Origin of the sequence: Actinomyces sp. HMSC065F11 (genome assembly GCF_001813085.1) — a bacterium.
Taxonomy (GTDB): Bacteria; Actinomycetota; Actinomycetes; order Actinomycetales; family Actinomycetaceae; genus Gleimia; species Gleimia europaea.
Genome location: NZ_KV811470.1, coordinates 25648 through 48492 on the forward strand (window position 1 = coordinate 25648; position 22845 = coordinate 48492).

21 protein-coding genes are annotated in these 22845 nt (G+C 57.7%); 16 read left to right on the forward strand and 5 right to left on the reverse strand.

All coding sequences use genetic code 11. The features are described from left to right. On the reverse strand, positions 1-1052 hold a 1052-nt coding region (locus tag HMPREF2891_RS02560; RefSeq protein ID WP_261666832.1), incomplete at its 3' end, for a potassium transporter TrkG. Between the two features lie 222 nt (positions 1053-1274). Between HMPREF2891_RS02560 and HMPREF2891_RS09345 the strand changes: the two genes are divergently transcribed. The 10 genes from HMPREF2891_RS09345 to HMPREF2891_RS02605 all read left to right on the forward strand — a co-directional run bounded on the left by HMPREF2891_RS09345 (position 1275) and on the right by HMPREF2891_RS02605 (position 11389). Then, entirely contained in the window at positions 1275-1373 is a 99-nt protein-coding gene (locus HMPREF2891_RS09345) for a 30S ribosomal protein bS22 (RefSeq protein ID WP_005504750.1), read from the forward strand. A 66-nt stretch (positions 1374-1439) separates the two neighbouring features. After that, entirely contained in the window at positions 1440-2120 is a 681-nt protein-coding gene (locus HMPREF2891_RS02565) for a histidine phosphatase family protein (RefSeq protein ID WP_083311215.1), read from the forward strand. Next, positions 2117-2929, forward strand: coding sequence for a DeoR/GlpR family DNA-binding transcription regulator (locus HMPREF2891_RS02570; protein WP_148130868.1), 813 nt, complete (start codon positions 2117-2119; stop codon positions 2927-2929). The genes HMPREF2891_RS02565 and HMPREF2891_RS02570 overlap by 4 nt, the downstream gene beginning before the upstream one ends. Positions 2930-3136: 207 nt before the next feature. Then, positions 3137-3592, forward strand: coding sequence for a ribose-5-phosphate isomerase (locus HMPREF2891_RS02575; RefSeq protein WP_016444216.1), 456 nt, complete (start codon positions 3137-3139; stop codon positions 3590-3592). A 204-nt stretch (positions 3593-3796) separates the two neighbouring features. Further along, positions 3797-4771 (forward strand): DUF7973 family transport facilitator, encoded by a 975-nt coding sequence (locus HMPREF2891_RS02580; protein WP_034507165.1) that lies wholly within the window; start codon positions 3797-3799, stop codon positions 4769-4771. 110 nt (positions 4772-4881) lie between these two features. After that, positions 4882-5745, forward strand: coding sequence for an HAD-IIA family hydrolase (locus HMPREF2891_RS02585; protein ID WP_070618277.1), 864 nt, complete (start codon positions 4882-4884; stop codon positions 5743-5745). 149 nt (positions 5746-5894) lie between these two features. Then, positions 5895-7466, forward strand: coding sequence for an FGGY-family carbohydrate kinase (locus HMPREF2891_RS02590; protein ID WP_070663802.1), 1572 nt, complete (start codon positions 5895-5897; stop codon positions 7464-7466). A 15-nt stretch (positions 7467-7481) separates the two neighbouring features. After that, on the forward strand, positions 7482-8852 hold the full coding sequence (locus HMPREF2891_RS02595; protein WP_034507159.1) for a sn-glycerol-1-phosphate dehydrogenase: 1371 nt from the start codon (positions 7482-7484) through the stop codon (positions 8850-8852). 140 nt (positions 8853-8992) lie between these two features. After that, positions 8993-10669, forward strand: coding sequence for a ribulokinase (locus tag HMPREF2891_RS02600; RefSeq protein ID WP_070618268.1), 1677 nt, complete (start codon positions 8993-8995; stop codon positions 10667-10669). Positions 10670-10687: 18 nt separating this feature from the next. After that, positions 10688-11389: an L-ribulose-5-phosphate 4-epimerase gene (locus HMPREF2891_RS02605; RefSeq protein WP_034507154.1), complete on the forward strand. Its 702-nt coding sequence runs from the start codon at positions 10688-10690 to the stop codon at positions 11387-11389. 144 nt (positions 11390-11533) lie between these two features. On the opposite strand, the gene HMPREF2891_RS02610 is transcribed toward HMPREF2891_RS02605, so the two are convergent. From HMPREF2891_RS02610 to HMPREF2891_RS02625, 4 genes are all read right to left on the reverse strand, one after another. Further along, a complete protein-coding gene (locus tag HMPREF2891_RS02610; RefSeq protein WP_070618265.1) occupies positions 11534-12118 on the reverse strand; it encodes a PLDc N-terminal domain-containing protein in 585 nt (194 codons plus the stop codon). Between the two features lie 62 nt (positions 12119-12180). After that, positions 12181-13062 carry a 1,4-dihydroxy-2-naphthoate polyprenyltransferase gene (locus HMPREF2891_RS02615; RefSeq protein WP_070664214.1) on the reverse strand — a complete coding sequence of 294 codons (882 nt, stop codon included), beginning with the start codon at positions 13060-13062 and terminating at the stop codon, positions 12181-12183. Between the two features lie 4 nt (positions 13063-13066). Continuing rightward, complete coding sequence (locus HMPREF2891_RS02620; protein ID WP_083311216.1) at positions 13067-14392, reverse strand: AMP-binding protein; 1326 nt, start codon at positions 14390-14392, stop codon at positions 13067-13069. A gap of 96 nt (positions 14393-14488) precedes the next feature. Continuing rightward, on the reverse strand, positions 14489-15466 hold the full coding sequence (locus HMPREF2891_RS02625) for a 1,4-dihydroxy-2-naphthoyl-CoA synthase (protein ID WP_070663803.1): 978 nt from the start codon (positions 15464-15466) through the stop codon (positions 14489-14491). Between the two features lie 218 nt (positions 15467-15684). On the opposite strand from HMPREF2891_RS02625, the gene HMPREF2891_RS02630 reads away from it, so the two are divergent. The 6 genes from HMPREF2891_RS02630 (at position 15685) to HMPREF2891_RS02655 (ending at position 22776) form a co-directional block, all read left to right on the forward strand. Beyond that, positions 15685-16680 (forward strand): siderophore ABC transporter substrate-binding protein, encoded by a 996-nt coding sequence (locus tag HMPREF2891_RS02630; protein WP_070663804.1) that lies wholly within the window; start codon positions 15685-15687, stop codon positions 16678-16680. Then, on the forward strand, positions 16677-17687 hold the full coding sequence (locus tag HMPREF2891_RS02635) for an ABC transporter permease (protein WP_222566254.1): 1011 nt from the start codon (positions 16677-16679) through the stop codon (positions 17685-17687). Before HMPREF2891_RS02630 ends, HMPREF2891_RS02635 begins: the two co-directional genes overlap by 4 nt. Next, on the forward strand, positions 17684-18724 hold the full coding sequence (locus tag HMPREF2891_RS02640; protein ID WP_083311218.1) for an iron chelate uptake ABC transporter family permease subunit: 1041 nt from the start codon (positions 17684-17686) through the stop codon (positions 18722-18724). The genes HMPREF2891_RS02635 and HMPREF2891_RS02640 overlap by 4 nt, the downstream gene beginning before the upstream one ends. After that, positions 18721-19479 (forward strand): iron ABC transporter ATP-binding protein, encoded by a 759-nt coding sequence (locus HMPREF2891_RS02645; protein WP_070663805.1) that lies wholly within the window; start codon positions 18721-18723, stop codon positions 19477-19479. Before HMPREF2891_RS02640 ends, HMPREF2891_RS02645 begins: the two co-directional genes overlap by 4 nt. Before the next feature lie 111 nt (positions 19480-19590). Then, positions 19591-20589 carry an ornithine carbamoyltransferase gene (argF, locus tag HMPREF2891_RS02650; protein WP_070663806.1) on the forward strand — a complete coding sequence of 333 codons (999 nt, stop codon included), beginning with the start codon at positions 19591-19593 and terminating at the stop codon, positions 20587-20589. A gap of 24 nt (positions 20590-20613) precedes the next feature. Beyond that, positions 20614-22776 carry a beta-galactosidase gene (locus tag HMPREF2891_RS02655; protein ID WP_070663807.1) on the forward strand — a complete coding sequence of 721 codons (2163 nt, stop codon included), beginning with the start codon at positions 20614-20616 and terminating at the stop codon, positions 22774-22776. The last annotated feature ends 69 nt before the right edge of the window (positions 22777-22845 follow it).

Consider the following 22845-nt stretch of genomic DNA (forward strand, 5'->3'; position numbering starts at 1 on the left):
CCCGTTGATGCGGAGCCGCCGCCAATGAACATGAGTGCGTCTTGAATCCACCAGGTGGTGGCGCGCATTTGCCCCTCGTCCAAAATGGAGATTCCCGAGGAGCGTCCGTTTACTCCGGCGAGCACGGAGTGCGCGATCCGGTCTTGCACGGACAGCACGCCCATGCCGCCCGTGTTGTTCCATTCGAGAGCCCCGATAATCAGTGATCCGGCGATAGCCAGCGTGATGTAGGTGGTGATCGTGAGCTTGCTGTGAAGCGTGAGGTGGCGGGGCTGCTTCCAGTTTCGGGTCAGATCCATGATGACCGGGAAGCCAAGCGCGCCCACCGCGGTTCCTACGACGATCGGCGCGATGACCCACAGGTCTGAAGTGAACTGTTCCAGGCCTTCGGGAATGACTACGAATCCAGCATTGTTGAAGATTGAGATGGCCATGAAGATGGCGTACCAGAGAGCCTCAGTGAACTTATAGCCCAGGGCGAGGAAGCGGGGGAACAGTAGTGCGAATAGTAGAAAGTCCATGGCAAAAGCGGTCAGGATAACCATGCGGAGCAGCGAACCCACTTGGCCAAGAGCAGCCGTTTTGGTTTCTGTTGCGGCCAGCATGCGTTGAGTGAGGCCAAGGTGGCGAGACACCGCGAGGCCAAGTATCGATGCCATGGTCATAACTCCCATGCCACCGATTGAGATCGCGGTTGCCAGCACGATCTGGCCAAATAGTGACCAGTAGTTCGCAGTATCTACGCTGGCAAGTCCGGTAACGGCAACTGCAGAGGTCGCGTTAAACAGGGCATCTGCAAAGGGGGCGCGCTGCCCGGATTGGGTTGCGACTGGCAGGCTGAGCAACGCGGTAGTTACCGCGATGATGGAGGCAAAAACTATCATCGCTAGGCGCGCCGGGTAGGCCTTCGCCCAATGGTCGATTTTGCCTCGAAACCGCTCGCGGAGTGTAGGCTCGTGCGCCTGATAGATCGCGGCCGGCGCAATGTTTGGATAGCTGGGGGCAGGGGTGTCCCGCGGGGCGGTTTCGCCGCCAGGCGCAAAGGGATCCAAGGCTGCCTCCTTCAAACACTTATGCGCTAACTTTACTAATTTATAGGAGGAATGTTCACACGCCGTTGAAAACCAGTTATTGAGCGGGGGAATCGCGCGCGCTTTTGCTTGATTACCGTTAGCTGGGTCATAACGGGCGGGCTTTGTTTGACAAATTGGGCGAATTTTCTATAGATTCTCTATGTTTGGTTAAAGGTAAGGCCATAGTTTTAGGAGGGCCGTATGGGCTCCGTGATTAAGAAGCGTCGCAAGCGTATGTCGAAGAAGAAGCACCGCAAGTTGCTTCGCAAGACGCGCCACCAGCGCCGCAACAAGAAGTAGTTCTTCATTTGAAAAAGCCCCGACTTGCGGGGCCTTTTCTATATGTCACGATATTGGAGGCCGGCCTTGCGAACCGTTATTCATTTGATGCGCCACGGTGAAGTGGATAATCCCGAAGCGATTTTGTACGGGAGGATGCCCGGCTTTGGTTTGACTGAACTTGGCCGGCAGATGGCAAATGAGGTAGCCAGAGTTCTCGTGGATAGTGGCCACGAGATTACGGGCGTGGTGTCATCGCCGCTCCTTCGCGCGCAGCAGACGGCTCTGCCCACGGCCCGCGCGTACGATCTGCCGATTCTGAGCGACCAGTGTCTGGTGGAGGCGTGGAATACGTTCGAGGGCGAGGCTGTGAACCGTAACCGCCTGATGCTGGCTCATCCGAAGTATTGGAAGCGTTACGTGAACCCGTTGAAGCCCTCTTGGTCAGAGCCGTATTCGGATTTGGTTTCTCGCATGAGCGCGGCCACCTCGGATGCGCTTTCGCGGTTCGAGGGTGGGGAGGTACTGATGGTTTCTCATCAGCTTCCGATTTGGACACTGCGTTCGTTCGTGGAGGGTCGCCCACTGTGGCATGATCCGCGAAAGCGTGAATGCTCGTTGGCGTCGCTAACCAGCCTGCAGTTTGAAAATGCAACTTTGAAATCAGTGACGTACTGGGAACCAGCTGGCAAGCTTTTAGAGCGGGCCGCGGATATGGTTCCGGGCAGTTCCGACGCTGGGGTTGCAACAGGAAAGGGACAAAAGTGAGCGAGGGCGAATCGAAGCTGATTTCGAAGATGAACCGGCACCTGGGCGATCAGAGTCAGCGCAGGCGAGCTATAGCGAAACGCGTCATTGAGCATGGTGAAGTCTCGGTTGAAGACCTCGCTACCTACACCGGTGTGTCGCTGATGACGGTGTACCGCGATGTGGCGGCCCTTGAAAGCGCTGGGATCTTGCATAAGCATCGCGGGAAGGTTGTGGCGGCAGCCTCGGGCTTGCATGAGGCCACGGCCTCGTATCGTTTGAAGCAGGAAGCCACCTCAAAGAAGCAGATTGCCAAGGCGGTTGCGGCGCTTATTCCCCCGGGCAGTTCGGTGATGCTCGACGATTCGACGTCTGGAGTGTGGGTATTGCGAGAGCTGGCAGATAGTGCCCCGATTTCGGTTATCACCAACTCTTTACTTGTTGCCCGTGAGTTGGAAGAGGAATCGCGTCATTCTCTGCTCGTGCTGGGCGGTGAGTACCAGTCTTGGGCCGCTGCCACCATGGGGCCCGTAACCATCAGTAACTTGGAGGCCGTGCACGCCGATATCTGCTTGATCTCGGCTTCGGGGATTAGGAATGGGACGGTCTACCACCCGTACGCAGACGTTGCAGCGGTGAAGGCAAAAATGATGGAGTCGTCTGAGCTGACGATTCTGCTTTTGGATCACACTAAGTTCAAGCGCCGCGCTATGTATTCCTTTGGCAAGCTCGCCGATATTGACGTGATTGTCGTTGACTCGCAGACCAGTGAAGACGATGTGCAAATGCTTCAGGATTCCGGAGCGAGGGTGATCGTAGCGAAGCCGTGACGCAATAAGCTACGAGGCCGGAATGTAACAAAATATGAAACCCTAGTTTCAAATACTGCGATATGACCCCGTGACCGGGGTCATATTTGTATACTTGACTTCAAGGCGTTGATGTTATTTCTAAAATAAGATTTGTTAAAAGTGACAAGTTTTGTGATACATTGATGCCGACGATGCACGCCACATGCTCCAAGGAGGGAGACATTTATGGGTTTTCGTATAGTTGTTGCCGCGGATTCTGCGGGTCTTGATTACAAGGAAATTCTCAAGAAAGACCTCGAAGCTGACGAGCGCGTAGATGAGGTAATTGACGCTGGTATTCACGCCGGTGAAGATATCGACTACCCGCATGTTGCCGTCAAGGCCGCCCGCATGATCGCGGAAGGCAAGGCTGATCGTGGCCTGTTTGTATGTGGTACCGGTATGGGTGTGGCAATGGCTGCCAACAAGGTGCCGGGAATTCGCGCTTCGGTGGCTCATGACTCGTTCTCGGTTGAGCGTTTGATCCTGTCCAACAATGCTCAGGTTCTAACATTTGGCCAGCGCGTCATTGGCATTGAGTTGGCTAGGCGCCTTGCAAAGGAATGGTTGGGCTACGAGTTTGACACGAGCTCTCCTTCCGCACAAAAGGTTGAGGCACTCGAGTCTTACGACGGTTGCTAACTTCTAAATCTCAGCACTGCTCGGGAAAAAGTGAGGAGCCGCGTCATGCGGCTGGGAAATTGTGCACAACGGTGAACTGTTGAGCAAAACCGCATTCACTTGGGTAGTGTTTATCTGTCAGCATTTTCGTGCGCGCAACGTTGCGTGTTTTCGAAATATTCCCATTACAGATGGTTAGACCATCCATTAACAAAAGGTGGACAAATGACTCCAGATGCAGCATTGACATTCCTTGGAAACATGGATTTGTTCTGGCTTATCGCTGCGGCCGGTGGTGGCTTCTTTGGCGCCGCTATCGGTGGTAACTTTGCGTTCGGTTTCACGGGCATCCTGATTCTCGTGGGCTTCGGTATCGCGATGGCAACGGGCTCCGACGTGGGCTTTAGCTACCTGGCTTTCGGCCCGGTATTTGGCCCGCACATCGTATTTGCTGGTGCTGCTTCGGCAGCAGCGTACGCGGCTAAGAAGGGCCGTTTGCAAGATACCGGCAAGGGCCGCGATATTAATACGGCACTCGCGGGACTCGGTGAGCCCGATGTTCTTTTGGTCGGCGCCCTCTTCGGTATGCTCGGCTACGTAATCAACAACCTCATTGCGATGATCCCGTGGTTCGGTTCGCACACCGATACGGTTGCTCTCACCGTTGTGCTCCAGGGCTTGATTGCTCGCGTACTGTTCTCCAAGACCGGCATGTTCGGCTGGGTGAGCAAGCTTGAAGGCGACAGGCGTTGGATTGCTTGGCAAGAGAAGCCGAGCCAGTGGATCACCATTGGTGCTCTTGGTGGCCTATTCGGTGCAGGCGTTGCAACTATGGTTTACTACCACGCTGGTGCAATGCTTGATCCGGATACCGCTGCGATCCTCATGGCGAACGCGAAGACGCTACCGTTCGCAATCTCCGCTATTACGATCTTCCTGCTCGTATTCGGCGTAACGATCCCGGTTTCGCACCACATCACCATTATTGGTGGTCTGGCAGGCGTTACCTTCTTCGAAGCCACTCAGTCGGGCGTTCTTGCGCTCATCCTTGGTGCAGTGTTCGGCGTGATGTCAGCTGCGATTGCAGAGCTTGGTAACCGTCTCTGCTACGCGCACGGCGACACCCACATTGACCCGCCGGCATTCGCAATCTGGCCGTCCACCACGATCGTGCTCGTACTGGGCGCGCTCGTAGCCTAAGACGGTCTCTAACTAACAGTTAAGGAGTGCCGGGCAGTAGCTCATACTCCCGGCACTCCTTTCCTTTTACAAGCCGTTTCGAAAACAACTGCAAAGCACAAGTTGGGAAAATGACTGACACAAAAACTTCCTTGAGCTTTCCGTCCAAACTTTACGATGCCTACGTATTCGATATGGACGGCACCATCTACCTTGGTGATCACCTTCTTCCGGGTGTAAAACGAACCATTGAGGAGCTGCGCAGGCGCAACATTCCGGTTCGCTACCTCTCTAACAACCCGACTAAAGACCCGAGCCAGTATGTAGACAAACTCAGCATGCTTGGGCTTCCTACCGATATTTCAGACATCGCGAACACCGTTGTGACCATGACGCGGTGGCTTAAAGATCATCGTCCGGACGCGGTTGTATTCCCCATTGCGGAACAGCCTTTGATCGATGCCTTCAAAGATGCAGGTATCAAGATGAGTGATAATCCGGAGGAAATCGACATTGTCGTAGCCTCCTATGACCGCACTTTTGAGTACCGGAAGCTGCAGATTGCATTTGATGCAATCTGGTTCCACAAGCGCGCGATCCTAGTTGCAACTAACCCGGACCGCTACTGCCCGTTCCCCGGAGGACGAGGCGAGCCAGACTGTGCGTCTATCATCGCTGCCATTGAGGCATGCACGGGCACGAAAGTGCAGATGATCGCCGGCAAACCTAACGCGGTCATGCTGGAGGAGGCCATCGCGGGCCTCGATGTGGATCCCACTAACTGCATGATGGTTGGCGACCGCCTCCACACTGACATTCAGATGGCTGTTCGTACCGGCATGTACTCGGCGATGCCTCTCACGGGTGATTCCACGATCGAAGAGGTCGCGGAACTCGACGAGATGGATCGCCCCACCTACGTGATCGATCGACTCGACCGCCTTATTCCCGCTGACATTTGGGAAGAAAATGGCTGGACGGAAGACGACGCCTAAAACGTAACCCCATGACCTGTAGGGGTTGAAAACGCCGCGCGATTTCATCCCCTACGAGTCTGCCCCGTGGCGCTCATTCACCGGAACGCTACGGGGGAACGAAATAAAAATTTTCGCCATTTATAGCAATGACGCTGAAAGGAAATCCAATGGTTAATCCGGGTTTTGAAGGTCCATACCTGCTCGGTATCGACTTTGGTACGGAATCGTGCCGCGCTGCAATCTTTGATCTTAAGGGTGAGCCGATTGGTTTTGCGGCAACGCCTTACCGTACCTACCACCCGCATCCGGGTTGGGCAGAGCAATCTCCGGCCGACTGGTGGGAGGCACTCGGCGCGTCCGTCTCTCAGGTACTCAACAACACGGGTGTTCCGGCTCGCAAGATCGCAGGTATTTCCTACGACGCCACGACCATGACGGTTGTGCCCATGGATGCGAACGGCCAGGAGCTTTCGCGCGCAATCATGTGGATGGACGTGCGCGCAACTAAGCAGGCTGCACGAGCATCAACCATCGATCACTGGGCCCGCCTCTACAATGGTGGAGGCACGCTGGGTGCAACTGCAGAGTGGTTCCCGTTCAAGGCCGCGTGGCTACGTGAGAACGAGCGCGAGCTTTACGATTCTGCCTACCGTCTGCTGGATGCTCCGGACTGGCTGACCTACAAGCTGACGGGCGAGTGGACCATTAACATCAACTCGGCGGCAATGCGCGGCTACTACAACCGCGATTACGGCGGCTGGCCGGTAGATTTTTACGAGCACATCGGCTGTGGTGACGTATTCGACAAGCTTCCCGAGGCCGTGCTGGACCTCGGTACGCCGATCGGTACGCTAACCCCGGCGGCTGCAAGCCACATGTCGCTAGTTCCCGGCATTCCGGTGGCGCAGGGCTGTGCGGACGCGTGGGCAGGCCAGATTGGTATGGGCGTTGTTGCTCCGGGACGTATTGCGGTCACCACCGGTTCGTCGCAGGTCATCAACGGCCAGGCGGACAAGCCGATTCACGGTAAGGGCTTCTTCGGCTCCTACACGGACGGTGTCATTAAAGGCCAGTACACGGTTGAAGGTGGCCTCGTCTCATCCGGTTCGGTACTTAAGTGGTTCAAGGACGGCTTCGCTCGTGACGTTGTAATGGCAACTGAGCGCGTTGGACTTAACCCGTACCAGTACCTGGATAAGGCCTCGGCTCACATTCCACCAGGCTCGGATGGCCTCATCGTCAACGAGTACTTCCAGGGCAACCGCACGCCGTACACCGACTCGAAGGCACGCGGCATCATCTGGGGATTGTCGCTACACCACACCCCAGAGCACCTGTACCACGCCATCAAGGAGGCCGTCTGCTACGGCACGGCACACACTTTGAAAGCAATGAGCGACGCGGGCTTGCAGCCAACCGAGTTGGTGGCTGCAGGCGGCGCAACGAAGTCGCGTGACTGGATGCAGATGCACGCGGATGTTACCGGTCTGCCGGTAGTTCTTCCCGAGGTTGGGGACGCGGTAGTGCTCGGATCGTGCATCCTCGCAGCGGTTGGCTCCGGCCAGTACAAGTCGATCGAGGACGCGGTTCGCAACATGGTTCACGAGAAGGACCGCATCGAACCGAATATGGCAACTCACGAAGAATACAAGTTCTACCTCCAGCAGTACATGGATGCGTACCCGCAGATGCAGGAGCTCACCCACAAGACTGTTGACCACGTGGCAGCAAGCAACTAAGGAAAGAAGTAAGTTATGACAAGCAAATTGATCGAAACTGCTCTAAAGACAGCCACTGAGACTCGCGAAATCCTTTTTGACCATGATGCGGTAAGCCGCACCGGCGAGCTTTTCGCCCGGGTTTTCCCTGGCAAGAAGGTACTCGTCGTAGCGGATGGCAACACCTATGGTGCGTGCGGTGACGCGGTAGTGAAGTCGCTTAAGGATGCGGGTGTTGAGTTCGCTGCCGATCCGTACATTTTCCCGGGCACGCCAACCCTTTACGGCGACTACGACAACGTATCGAAGCTACGCGAAGTTATCCGTCCGCTGGGTGATGAGACCGTGGTTTGCTCCATCGCGTCGGGCACGCTCAACGACATCGCCAAGCTCGCCTCGGGCGAGTTGGGCCGCGAGTACATGAACGTATGTACTGCAGCTTCCGTGGACGGCTTCGCCTCGTTTGGCGCTTCCATTTCGCGCGACGGCTTCAAGATCACGCGTAACTGCCCGGCCCCGGCCGCACTAGTTGCGGACCTCGAGGTTATGGCAAACGCGCCGCAGCGCCTCACGGCTACCGGCTATGGTGACCTGATTGAAAAGATCCCGGCGGGCGCAGACTGGATGCTGGCTGATGAGCTCGGTATCGAAGCGATTGACGACTACGTGTGGAGCCTCGTGCAGGGCCCGCTACGTGACACACTCGCGGATCCGAAGGCTATTGCCTCCGGTGATGTGGATGCGATCGCAAAGCTGGGCGAAGGCAACATCATGTCTGGCCTGGCAATGCAGGCTGCGCAGTCTTCTCGCCCCGCTTCGGGTGCAGGCCACCAGTTCTCCCACGTTTGGGAGATGGAGGGCCACGGCCTCGACTGGGAGCCCCCGCTATCGCACGGCTTTAAGGTGGGTGTTGGCACCGTCGCGTCGTGCGCGATCTGGGAAGAGACGCTCAAGCTGGACCTCGAAAATCTAGATATTGAAGAGGTTGTAGCAAAGCAGCCCACCAAGGCTGAAGTTGAGGCGAAGGTTCGCGAAATCCAGTCCGAGCGCATCGTTGACGAGGCTGTGAAGCACACCCTTGGCAAGCACCTGGAAGGTGACGAGCTACGCGAGCGCCTCACGAAGATCAAGGCTGCTTGGCCAAAGATCAAGGAGCGCGTGAAGGACCAGCTGGTCTCGCCGGAAGAGGCTGCACGTATGCTGAAGGATGCTAAGGCCCCTTACCACCCCGAGATGATCGAGATCGATTGGGATCGCTTCCGCCTGACGCACACCAAGGCGCAGCAGATTCGTCCTCGCTACACCGTGCTTGATGTCCTCGCGGACACAGGCATGCTGGATGAGGTCATCGAGCGCCTGTTCGCTGCGGATGGCTACTGGGGCAAGCACCGCCACCCCGAGGCATAACCTCAAGTACACGCCTAATGTTTGCCCGCGCGCCCTCCATTTTCGGGCGTGCGGGCAAACCCGGCTCCCAGGTATTGGCGAGTCGTTAGAAAATACAAGCTTTGATTGGACCACAGGCCAAGTAGTTCAAGGAGGAACCTATGACCACTGAGTCACCCAAATATGTAATCGGCATCGACCTGGGCACTTTGTCTGGTCGCGCAGTAGTTGTTGACGCGAGCAACGGCGACGAGCTCGGATCAGCAGTGTTGGAATACACGCACGCGGTTATGGACCACACGCTGACTGCGGGCGACAACCAGCAGCTACCGCCAGATTTTGCACTCCAGGATCCTCGGGACTACCTGGAAGTCCTCTCAACCGTCATTCCGGGTGCGATTGAGGACGCGAAGATTAACAAGGAAGACGTTGTCGGTATCGGCCTTGACGTAACTTCGGCAACCGTGATCGTGACTGACAAGGACGGCACGCCGCTTTGTGAGAAGGAAGAGTTTAGGAACAACCCGCACGCCTACGTGAAGCTGTGGAAGCACCACGGCGCGCAGGAGCAGGCGGACCGCATTGTTGCGCTGGCGCGTGAGCGGAACGTGGACTGGCTGGCGCGTTACGGCGGCGAGCTGTCCTCAGAAATGTTGCTGCCGAAGGCCTTGGAGACTTTGGAGAAGGCTCCGGAGGTATACAACGCAGCGGATCATATTGTGAACGCTCTGGATTGGCTCACCTGGATCCTCACCGGTCACCTGACATACGCGGCTGGCGACTCGGGATACAAGCGCATGTACCAGGATGGCAAGTACCCGGACGAAGATTTCCTCAAGACACTAAACCCTGACTTTGGGGAAGTGTTCTCGCAGAAGATGGCCGCTGAAGTTCTGCCACTTGGCGGCAAGGTAGGTACGCTGAACGAGCGCGGCCAGCGCATCACGGGCCTTTCCGGCAATGTAACGGTGGCTTCGGGCAACATTGACGCCCACGTTACCGCTCCCGCAGTACAGGCAACCGAGGCGGGCCAGTTGACGGCGATTATGGGCACCTCTTCGTGCTACGTCCTTTCGGGTAAGGACTTCCAGCCGGTGCCGGGTGTGTTCGGCATCGTTGATGGCGGCATTATCGATGGTATGTGGGGCTACGAGGGCGGCCAGACCGCTGTTGGCGATATTTACGCCTGGTTTGTTGAAAACTGTGTGCCGAAGGCCTACGAGGAAGAGGCGGAAAGCCGTGGCATTTCGCTCCATGAGCTCCTCACAGAGAAGGCCTCGAAGCAGGAGGTTGGCGAGCACGGCCTGGTTGCGCTCGACTGGCACAACGGTAACCGTTCGATCCTGGTCGATGCGAACCTGTCTGGCATGATTGTTGGCCAGACGCTGGCTACGAAGCCAGAAGATCAGTATCGTGCGATCATGGAGGCCACGGCGTTTGGTGCCCGTGTGATTATTGAGAACTTTGAGCAGCATGGCGTTGAGATCAATGAGTTCATCGCTGCTGGCGGTTTGATTAAGAACCCGTTCCTCATGCAGATGTTCTCTGACATCACCAGGCTCCCTGTTTCTACGGCGCTGTCCTCGCAGGCTCCGGCTCTGGGCTCCGCTATTTTCGGTGCTGTTGCAGCGGGCTTGTACGACACGGTTTCAGAGGCTGCCGCGGCAATGGGCAAGCGGAAGAAGGCTGCCTACACGCCGGATGAGACCAGGTCTAAGCAGTACGACGAGCTGTACAAGCACTACAAGTACCTGCATGACCTCTTCGGCCGTGAAAACGAAGTGATGCACGATTTGAAGCGAATCCGGCGTGAAGCTCACGAGCGTCGCGCGAAGTAGATGGGAGTGATCAACTAGATGATTGAACTATCGAAGCTGCCTGCAGAGGTTCAAGAGGCCGTTCAGCGTACTCGTGAGAACGTTGCGCGCCTGCACGCTGAGCTACCCCGCTGGGAGCTGGTTGTGTGGACGGCGGGAAACGTGTCGGAGCGCGTGCCTGGCACCGACCTATTTGTGATCAAGCCTTCCGGGGTGTCTTATGACGAGCTGACTGCCGACAACATGGTGGTTTGTGACCTGGACGGTAAGAAGATTGCGGATGGAACGCCCGATAACCTCTCGCCATCTTCGGATACGGCCGCGCATGCTTACGTTTACAAGCATATGGATGAGGTTGGAGGCGTGGTGCACACGCATTCGACGTATGCGACGGCTTGGGCGGCGCGCGGTGAGGAGATCCCGTGCGTGCTCACCATGATGGGCGATGAGTTTGGAGGCCCGATTCCGGTTGGTCCGTTTGCAATCATCGGTGATGATTCGATTGGTCGCGGAATTGTGGAGACTCTGCGCGGGCACAGGTCGAAGGCCGTGCTGATGCAAAACCATGGTCCTTTCACGATCGGTAAGGACGCAAAGGCCGCGGTTAAGGCTGCTGTGATGGTTGAGGAGGTTGCCCGCACGGTTCACATCGCTAAACAGCTTGGCGACGTGATTCCAATCGAGCAGCGCCACATTGATTCCTTGTATGACAGGTATCAAAACGTGTACGGCCAGCATTAGAAGCCAAGAGCAAAACCGTGGGGTCATTCCAAAAGGGATGGCCCCACGGTCGTGTTTAAGCCGATTTATCTGATTGGTTGTGGGGAAACTTAGCTACGCGCGCTGGTGCTTTTGAAGCCGGGGAACAAATCGCGTGGAGACCAACTACAGGTTCTCGCCCTCGTCCTCGTCTTCTTCTGGCTCCTGCTGGTCTTTAGGAGCATCTGCATCCGAGGAATCAGCAGGTGTTGAGTGGTTTGAGGTGCCTTCGCCGCTCGGGATGGTCAGGTCCTCTGCTTCAGAATCTACGTCTCGCGCTTCGAGGTCCTTACTGTCCCGGTCCTCTGCTCGTTCGGCCTCGTCCATCTGCCGCTCGAATTCGCGCATGAGATTCTCCGACCTCTTTTGGCGCATCTGCTTTTCCAAGTGCCAGGCCAAATTCGGGTCATCATCAGGCGCGCCGTACATGTACGGATCCTGGTTCGTGTAGGTGCGCTGTGGAAGTTTTATTGCCGAGTCTTGCGAGTACCAAAAACCGCGATTAACTTGGCCTCCGCGCGCCTCTGCTTGGGTCACGCGAGACACGATAATCCAGGCCAAACCGCCCACGGGCGTCAGTAAAATCGCCAGTAAAAGCCACAGCGGTTTAGGGATTCGAGCGGGAATCTCATCTTTAGGGGTGCGCGCAATGTCAGCAACAGCAAAAACCGTCACTGCCAGTGACAAGATAGCGATCACAACCCTAGCCATTTCCCACTCCTCAATAGGTCTTTAACCATTGTATGCACTGGCCGCGAATATGCTCGCCGGGCTTAGGAAACCGCTAGGCCAATGCACACAGCCAGACCGGTGAACAGAGTTAAAAAGCCCGTGTTGCGTAGGTTCGGCAGTAGCTCACGGCCCTTCGCCCCAGCCAGGACCCTGCGCGAAATCAGGAGCACGGGCGCGGCAAACACGAGCAAATAGGCCGGAACGAACCGGGTTTGAACCAGGCCAAGCCCCGTCATAACCACGCCAATGCCCAGCAGCCACGCGTACACGAACCGTGAGAGGCGATCCCCTAGGCGAACCGGCAGAGTCCTCTTGCCCGTCTTTGAATCGGTTGGAATATCGCGAATGTTGTTTACAAACAGCAGGGCAACCGAGAGCATGCCCGTACCCGCCGCCGCACACCACAGCCACCAGGGCGCCACCTGAATCTGCACCCAAGTGGTTGCAACCGTGGCCATGAGGCCAAAAAACACGAAGACGAACAGCTCAGACAGGCCCACTCCCATGTAGCCGTAAGGGGTGCGCCCTCCCGTGTAAAACCAGGCTGCGGCAACTGCCGCAATGCCGGGAACTAGCAGCCACCACTGGCTCGAAATGTAAAGCAGAACGAGGCCAAGTATCCCTGCTAACGCGAAGCATCCCAGTGCCGCAGCGAGCACAACCTTTGGGCTTGTCTTGCCTCCGCCGGTTAGGCGAGGAGGGCCCGAACGCACCGCATCTGTTCCGCGCACCCCGTCGGAGTAGTCGTTCGAAAAGTTCACCCCAACCTGTAGCGCAAGCGCCACTGCCAGGGCAAGGATCGAGCGGGCGGCAGAAAATCCGCCTAGGAAATGGGCCGCCCCAATACCGATAAGCACGGGCGCGATTGCTGCGGGGAGGGTGCGAAGGCGTGCGCCTTCGAGCCAGTCGTTGAAAGTCGCCATGTGCTCAGCGTACCCACGCGGCTTCAGACGCAACCAAATTCGCTACCATTGCGCCCACCGCGTGCCTATCAACTTTGCCTAGCGGCGTAACGGCAAGCTCGTTCACAACCGCGATGACTCGCGGGGCGTGATCGCGCCCTAACTGCTCGCCAACCAGGTCTCGGATTTGCTTGGCGAACTTCGCGTACACCTCATTTTCGTGGGCGGGCAGATCCGCACCGGCCTCGTCAATCTTCGCTCTAATGGAAGGCGAGGCGATAGCGACAGCCACTACCTGCCCCCACTTCTCGTCAGGCAGGGCAACAACCGCTACGTCGACAACGTCTTTTGCTGCCGCAATTACGTCCGCAACGCGCGTGGGGGCCACGTTCACCGCGCCAGAAACAATCACGTCATCAGCGCGGCCCAGCACCTGCAGACTGTTGCCATCCCATTCGCCCGCGTCAGAGGTGCGTAGCCAGCGCTGCCCATCCTCCACGTCGAATGGGCGGTCAAAACCATCCACATATCCATCCATGAGGACGGGGCCGCAAATCTGGATCCGGCCATCAACCGTGCGGATCTGTACGCCCGGCAGGGGAGTGTCGTTGTAGACGCAGCCGCCCCCGGTTTCGCTCATGCCGTACGTGGTGACCACGTTAATACCGGCCGCGCGGGCACGATCCAGCAGATTCGAGGAGGTGCCTGCTCCTCCTACCAGCACCGCATCTAAACGCGCGAGTTGCTCCACGAGTTCGCCCCGAGCCTCGAGGGCGTCATACAACTGTTTGGGAACCAAGGATAGGTAGGCACGGTGATCTCCATCGTCAGCTGCGGTACGGCAGGCAACGGTAAGGGCCTCCTCGTCAAATCCTGCCGACATGTCCGCGATGATGGGCGAAGCCTCGGCAACACAAGTGCGAATCAAGGTTTGCAGTCCCGCAACGTGATGCACGGGGAGCGCCACAATCCAGCGGCCCGGCCCGCCCAAGAACTCGTGCGTGGCCCGGGCCGACGCTACCAGTGCGGCGAATGAGAGACCCACAAGCCGCGGATTTCCCGTGGTGGAGCCGGAGGTCTCTAAGATCACGTCCACGCTGCCCGGCAACTTCTTGATGCGTTTTTGTAGCGCGGCGTTGGTTTGAGCCGCGCGCGCAGGCATAGCCTCGTTGGCCTCTCGCGGTGCCAAAATGATGCGCTGACTACGTTGCACACCCGTCTTTTCAAACCGTTCGTAAAGCTCCCACAGCTTGTGTGCCGCCGAATAGGTCATGGTCACCGCGCCGGGTGTGGTTCCTCCCGGAACAATCATCAGTTGGGCCGCAGAATCAGTAGCGTTCATCGACGTCATTACAAATCCATTCAAGTACGAGGGCGCCTGTACAATGCCGGGCGCGCAAACGGGCAAGGCGCCAGTCTGCTTGGGGGAGTGGCTAGAAGAAAATGGTTAAAAATAGTACGGGTAGCTTGACCAGTCAGGGCTGCGCCGCTCTAGGAAAGCGTCGCGCCCCTCTTGCGCCTCTTCGGTCATGTACGCCAGGCGCGTTGCTTCCCCGGCAAACACCTGCTGGCCAGCCAAACCGTCATCGGCGAGGTTGAATGCGAACTTCAACATGCGGATGGCCTGGGGAGACTTCGTTGCAATAATCCGCGCATATTCGAGCGCGGTGGCTTCCAGGTCCGCGTGCGGTACGGCCTCGTTCACAACGCCCCAACGCTCCGCGTCCTCGGCGCTATATTCGCGAGCCAAGAAAAAGATCTCTCGCGCTCGCTTATCCCCAGCTTGACGTGCCAACAGGGCGGATCCGTAGCCGGCGTCAAACGAGCCCACATTCGCATCAGTTTGCATAAAACGTGCGTGTTCGATGGAAGCCACCGACAGGTCGCACACCACGTTGAGTGAGTGGCCGCCGCCTGCTGCCCAACCGGGGACAGCGGCAATCACAACCTTGGGCATCGTGCGGATCAGGCGCTGCACTTCCAGAATGTGGAGGCGTCCGGCCCGCGCGTTGTCCATGTTCTGGCGGCGCTTCGAAACCTCAGCTTCGTCAGAAATATCGGTCTTTTCGTACTGGTACCCGGCAGCGCCGCGGATGCGCTGGTCTCCGCCCGAACAAAACGCGTAGCCGCCATCCTTTGTAGACGGGCCATTCCCCGTGAGGATTACGGCCGCCACGTCAGGGCTCATGCGCGCGTGATCTAGGCAAGCGTAAAGCTCGTCGACGGTGTGGGGGCGAAACGCGTTGCGCAGGTGCGGGCGATCAAACGCGATGCGTACCACGGGCAGGTCTTCCCCGGCGGGAGCCCCGTCTTCCTTTCCACGCGAAATGCCGCGATGGTAGGTCATATCAGTAAGCTCGAAACCTTCCACCTCACGCCAGCGGGAGGGGTCAAAAGTGTCCGAAACATTGGGTAAAGCGCTCATGTGTACATCGTAGTTGCTCGCGCGATTTTTAGCTTTCGGGGCTACTTGACCCGCGCAAACAAGGTTCGGTGACGGTTGTAGCCCGCAAAAAGTCGGGGAAAACTCGGGTTGCTAAAGCTTTCAGTATTTACGCAATGTGGACGTTGCGTAAAGTTGAAAAAGGTTTCGGGATGTGGTTAGGTTAGCCTGACCTACGTTAAGAAGGAAAGTGAAATCTAATGCGTAAACTATCGCTCGGCGCCGTTGCCGTTGCCTCGTCCCTTGCCCTCGCGGCATGCGGAGCCGGGGGCACGTCTTCCGCGCCCGAAACCACGGAGACCGCAACTGAAGCAGCCGGCGCATTCCCGGCAACCATCACCCACAACGCGGGTGAGACCACCATCGAGTCACAGCCCAAATCCATCGTCGTGCTCGACATGGCCGCACTCGACACCATCGACGCGCTAGGCGCGGGAGACCTCGTGACCGGCGTGCCCGTCAAGTCTGTCCCCACCTGGCTGAAGGATGATCAGGGCACGGACTATTCCACCCTCGAAAATGTGGGAACACTGAAGGAACCCGACGTAGAGGCCATTGCGAAACTGAACCCCGACCTCGTGGTTGTGGGCGCGAGATCCGCGAAGTTCTACGACGAGCTCTCCAAGAACTTCACCACCATCGACGCCTCCGTCCCGTGGGACAAGGATGGCTACTCGCAACGCGCTGCTGAATCTGTAGAAATGCTTGCTACCGCCGTGGGTAAGGCCGAGCGCGGCGCGGAACTAAAGGATGAGCTACTAGCAAAGATCGCCGAATACAAGGCTGAAGCCGAGAAATCTGAGCGTGGCACGGCAATGGTCTTGATGACCAATGGCGGTGAAGTGTCGATGCACGGACCGCAGTCCAGGTGGGCGCCAATCTACGACGTGTTCGGTTTCAAGCCCGTAACTGAAGGCGAAGCTGAAGAAGGCCACAAGGGTCAGAAGATCTCCTTTGAAACGGTACGTGAGCTTGCTCCCGACTACATCTTCGTGATTGACCGCGACGCGGCCATTGGAAACACCGAGGCTGGAACCACTGCGCAGCAAGTTCTGGACAACGACCTCGTAAATGAAACCCCAGCGGCTAAGAACGGTCACATCGTTTACCTGTCGCCAGAGCGCTGGTACGTCGTCATGACGGGCGCATCCAACTTCATGGCTGAGCTAGAAGAAGTAGCGGCCTCCACCAAATGAGCGCTGCTGCTCTAACCACTAAGCCGGTAGCCGCCAACCAGTCCCGATACGCTCTGGGGCTGGCTGGCGGCGCCGTCTTGCTCGCGGCGCTAATGGCCGTATCCGTAACGGTTGGTACCGCAGACCTATCCATTGTAAATCTGATAACCGGCCAGTTAAGTAGCGCGGAAGCCCAGGTTCTAACCGTGTCGCGTATTCCTCGCACCCTCGCCATCGTGCTTGCGGGTGCCTCCATGGCCGTTGCCGGCCTAGTAATGCAGATGCTGGTGCAAAACCGCTACGTTGAGCCCTCCACTACCGGTGTCACCGAATCCGCCGGCCTGGGCGTGCTGGTTGTGACCCTCATGTTCCCAGCAGCCTCAATCCTGGTGAAAATGGGATTCGCCGTGATTTTTGCCCTCGGCGCCACCCTGGTGCTCCTCGCCCTGATCCGCTCCATCCCACGCAAAGACCCAATCATCGTGCCACTACTTGGCATCGTCTTATCCGGCGTTATCGGAGCGGGAGCTACCTTCCTCGCCTGGGAGTTTCAACTGCAAGGTACCTTGCAGGCCTGGCTAACCGGTGACTTTTCGGGCACCATTTCCGGCCGTTACGAACTGCTGTGGATCGTGGCCGGGGCGTGTGCTCTCGCATACTTGTTCGCAGACCGCTTCACAGTGGTTGGGCTCGGCGAAAACTTCTCCACAAACCTTGGTCTCAACCATGCCCGGGTCACTCGTGTAGGTCTCACTATCGTCGCAATCGTGGCCGGCACAACCATAGTGGTAGCCGGGTCGCTACCCTTCCTCGGTCTTGTCATCCCCAACGTCGTGTCACTCATCATGGGGGACTACCTGCGCCGATCGCTGCCCTTCGTCGCTATGGGCGGCGCCGGTTTTGTTCTCATCGCTGACATTCTTGGACGCACCCTGATCGCGCCAGCCGAAATTCCCGTTGGCGTCGTAATGGGTGTGCTTGGCGGCGCCATATTCCTCGTTATCTTGCTGAAAACGGTGAAGTTATGACCACCATCGCCCTGCCCCTCGTGCGCCCGATTCGATCCGAATCGGCCGTTGGAAGTGCTCCCCACATCGCAGCGGTCATGGCAAAACGAGCTAAAGACGTACGGCTACGCGTGCTCATCGCGGTAGGTCTAGCCGTGATCGCGATGCTGTTCTTCCTGCTGTATGGGGCGCTTGACGCGTGGCAAATCATTGCGGCGCTGCGCATCAAACGCCTTGCTGGTCTAGTGGTGGTGGCCGTTGCTCTCTCTGCCGCCACCGTGCTGTTTCAAACGGTCACGCGCAACCGCATCCTCTCTCCCTCCGTCATGGGATTCGACGCCATGTTTGCCCTGGTGGCAACCAGCCTGGTGTTCTTCCTTAGCGCGCGCGTAACAAACCTGATTCCACCCGCCCTCATGTTTGCCCTGCAAGCCTCCCTTATGACCCTGGTGTCCGTCACCATGTTCCTTGCAATAATGCGCAAAGGTCGGGCGTCAACGCACCTGCTGGTCCTCGTTGGCATTGTTGTTGGCGCGCTTTTGCGTTCTATCACCACGATGATGTCGATCATCATGGACCCCAACGAGTTCTTGACCGTGCAAGACCTCTCCACGGCTTCATTTGCCGCCATTAACACAAGCGCACTCGGTATCACTGCATTAGTAACCGTGATGGGTTTGGCTTACGCCATCAAACGGTCGCGTGATTGGGACGTGTTGGCGCTAGGGCCAGACATGGCCACGTGCCTGGGCCTTAACTACAGTCGCGAAGTTAAAACTGTGCTGGCAACCTCCGCACTGCTAGTTTCAGCCGCCACAGCTCTGGTGGGCCCACTCATGTTTTTTGGCCTTCTGGTAGCAAACATTGCCGTTCATGCCCTCGGATCTACGTCCATCCGTCACCTCGTACCCGGCGCAAGCGCGATTGGCATCATCGTCCTCGTAGGCGGACAAGCTATCTTGGAGCATGTTCTTTCAGGAGGCACCATTTTGCCCGTTGTGATTGAACTGGTCGGCGGCGCACTACTGCTGGTCATGCTAGTTAGGGGATCAAAATGATTGAACTACGTAACGTGACCATGTCCTACGGGGCTGATCCCGTAGTAAAAAACGTGAGCTTCAACTTGGCTGATAGTGGACTCACCGCCCTCATCGGGCCGAACGGGGCAGGCAAATCCACCCTCCTTTCCGGCATTGGACGTCTCATCCCGCTCGCGGATGGCCACGTCCTGGTAGACGACATTGATGTGAAGGACTGGAAAAGCGAAGAACTTGCCAAGAAGATTGCGATTTTGAGGCAGGAGAACCATCTTTCGGTACGGCTCACAGTTGCCGAGCTTGTCATGCTGGGACGCCACCCGCACGGTCGTGGGCGCATCGGCTCTAAGGACCAAGAAAAGGTAGCTGAAGCCCTGAAGTCAGTGGACATGCTTTGCCTCGCCGACCGCTTTTTGGATGAGCTTTCTGGCGGCCAACGCCAGCGTGCATTCATCGCCATGACCCTCGCGCAAGACGCCAAATACCTACTGCTGGACGAGCCGCTCTCTGCCCTCGATATGCGTCATTCGCGTGACATGATGCGCCACCTCGTTCGCGCCACAAAAAACCAGAACATGTCCACCGTGGTTGTCATTCACGACATCAACACGGCCAGCGCCTACGCCGATCGCCTCATTGCTTTGAAAGATGGTGAGGTAGTAGCGGACGGTACTCCGGATGAAGTTGTGCGCCCTGAAGTTTTGGAAGACATCTTCGAGGTCGATGTTGAAGTTGTGTACGTGAACGGGCGCCCCGTGGCCGTGCCTCTCGCTTAGCTGCCTCGAAGCCCCGCAGGTGTTTTAAGGCGAAAGGGGAGCGGCCACCTCGGCAACGAAGAAAGCGTGGACACGCCTGCATACGCCGGATGCGATTAATAGACTGGACGCATGGATTTTCCTCTACGTGGACGCAGTTTTTTGCGTGAACTCGACTTCAGCTCTAGCGAGTGGACCTACCTGCTTGACCTTGCCGGACAGCTGAAGAACGCGAAGGCCCAGGGGCGTGAAACCCAATATCTGCAGGGATTGCAAATCGCCCTCGTATTCCAAAAAATGTCTACCCGTACCCGGTCTGCCTTCGAAGTCGCAGCGTTTGACCAAGGCGCAAACACCACGTACCTAGATCCGGCTTCATCTCACGTGGGTTACAAAGAATCCGTAGCAGACACCGCGCGCGTGCTTGGCCGCATGTTCGACGCCATTATGTTTCGCGGTGACAGTCATGACACTGTGGAACAACTACACCGGTGGGCAGGAGTGCCCGTGTTCAACGGGCTCACCGATCTTTGGCACCCCACGCAGATGCTTGCCGACGCCCTCACCATGCGTGAACATTCCAGCGCGCCGCTAACCGAAATAGCATTCGCTTACGTGGGCGATGCGCGCTACAACATGGGCCGATCCCTCCTCGTTCTTGGAGCTATGCTGGGCATGGATGTGCGCATCATCGCGCCAACCGCCCTGCAGCCGCCCGCTGAGCTGGTTGAACAAGCTCAAGATCTAGCGGTTTCGACCTCGGGAAAGGTTACGGTAACCGACGACGTCGAGGCCGTCGCGGGCGCAAACTTTGTGCACACCGACATGTGGGTATCAATGGGGGAGCCCGAGGAAGCATGGGACGAGCGTGTTCGCCTACTCACGCCCTACCGCGTGGACGCGGCCCTCATGGATCGGGCCGGTGCAGACGCGAAATTCATGCACTGCCTGCCCGCGATTCACGACATCAACACTCAAGTTGGCAAGATGATACTTGAGCGTTACGGCCTGAACGGGTGCGAAGTGAGCGACGAAGTATTCGAGTCGGAACGCTCCATCGTGTTTGATCAGGCCGAAAACCGCATGCACACCATTAAAGCCGTTATGGTCGCTTCCCTCGGACGCGAATAAACCTCAAAGTAGAAGGACTGCGCAATGAACCCGATTTTGCCTACAAATGAACTTTGCTACGGAGGCGATTGGAACCCCGAGCAGTGGCCCGCTGAAACCATTCGCGAAGACATCGAACTGATGCATGAAGCCGGGGTGAACCTGGTAACGCTCGGCGTTTTTTCATGGGCCAAACTAGAGCCGCGTCCCGGCCAGTACAACTTCATGTGGCTCCGCGAAATCATGGACCAGTGCGCAGCCGCTGGCATCTACGTTGATTTGGCCACCGGTACGGCCTCACCTCCCGTGTGGATGGCTCGTCAGCACCCCGAATCCCTACCCGTAGATGAGGTTGGAGTCCGCCTCTCTTTTGGCTCGCGCCAGCAGTACTGCCCCTCCAGCGCCGTGTACAAGGAAAAGTCGGTGGCGCTTGCGGCTGCACTCGCGAAGGAGTTTTCTAACCACCCAGCTCTTGTCATGTGGCACATCAACAACGAGTACGGTTGCCACATCCACGGCTGTTACTGCGATGCTTGCGAGGGGGAGTTTCAGGCGTGGCTGCGTGAGAAATACGGTTCCATTGACGCGCTGAATCACGCGTGGAACACGAGATTTTGGGCGCAAACCTACGGCGACTTCACCGACGTCTACCTGCCGCGCAAGATGCCCGCACAGCACAACTCGTCGCAGGTGCTGGATCATGCACGCTTTGTTGATAGTCAGTTGCGCGGCCTGTGTATAGCTGAAGCGAAGCAGGTGAGGGAGGTCAACCCCTCTATTCCGGTAACTACGAACTTCATGGGCGAGTTTCCCTTCACTAACGGGCGCGAGTGGGCTAAGCATCTAGATCTGGTTTCCGACGATTCTTACCCGGATCCTGCGCTAGCCGGTAGCGCTCACGAGGTTGCGTTCACTTCTGCCCTCATGCGCGGATACCGCGGAGGTCAACCGTTCCTGCTGATGGAACAAACACCCGGAGCGGTGCAGTGGCGTCCTGAAAACAGTCCGAAGAGGCCCGGCCAGCTTGCCCTCTGGTCGCTTTCCCGGGTGGCGCACGGTGCGGACGGCGTCTTGCATTTCCAGTGGCGGCAAAGCCCGGGCGGAGCTGAAATGATGCACTCTGCGATGGTGGCGCACGCGGGTAGGAACGCGCAATCTTGGGCAGAGGTTGTGCAACTTGGGGAGTACTTGCGTCGTCTAACCCCGGTGCTGGGGCAGCGCGTGCAGGCCAAGGTTTGCATTGTGGCGGATTGGGACAGTATGCAGGCACGAGCCGCGGTGATCGGCCCTGATAGCCTACCGCCGGCCATGCACGGGGTAAGGGCGTGGCATCGCACCCTGTGGGAGATGAACATCGCTGCTGACGTGGTTGGTATTGAAGATGACTTGGCCGGCTACGATCTGATGGTCGTTCCCGAACTGTTCATTGACTACCCGAACTTCGCTGAACGTCTCCAGGCTGAAGCACGCCGCGGTGCTCACGTGCTGGTTGCGGCTCCCTCGGGCGTAGTTGACGAGTCTGGTCGCGCGATTTTGGGCGGCTACTTGGGATCGCTAACAAACGTGCTGGGCGTTCGCGTCACGCAGCACGCCGTAGCATCGCCAAATGCGCAGCGGTGGAATATTCCAAACCTTGACGAAGTGGACCCGCGCGTTGACCGGATTACGAGGGCGGTACACGTCCCCTCTAAGAAGGGCTTCCACAACTTGGAGGTTCGCTCCGAAGAGTTGAAGCGGGCGCTGGATCAGATTGGTACACCGCAACCAACCCCGCGCGGGGGCGCGTGGGGCGAGTATGTGATGGCAACAAAGGAAGCCAGCGACTTCACTGATCCGATGTGGCTAAACGACGAGGTCGAGGTGATGGCGCAATTTGGTTACGAGTCAGATCTTGGAGGATGGCCGGCAATCACGCGCAGGCGAATCGACAAGGGCAGCGCGTGGTACGTTGCAACGGATCTGGATGCTACCGGCCGAGCGGCCCTCATGCGTGTGCTCGGTGCGTTCGCGCGCCTGGATATGAGCGGCATGGAGCTGCCTGATGGTGTAGAGAGAGTCGCACGCGGACCGGTGACGTTCTACATGAACCACTCTGACAAGGCTGTGCAACTATCTGGCGTTACCGGGTTTGACCTGATTTCGCAGGCGGATGCGACGGGCCATGCCGTCCTCGCGCCCCGCTCCGCAATGGCGATCCTGAACCGCTAAGCAAAGCACCAGCCCCGCCCCTTTCTCACACGCGGGTAGGGGCGGGGCTGGTAGTTCTGCTGAAGCAGG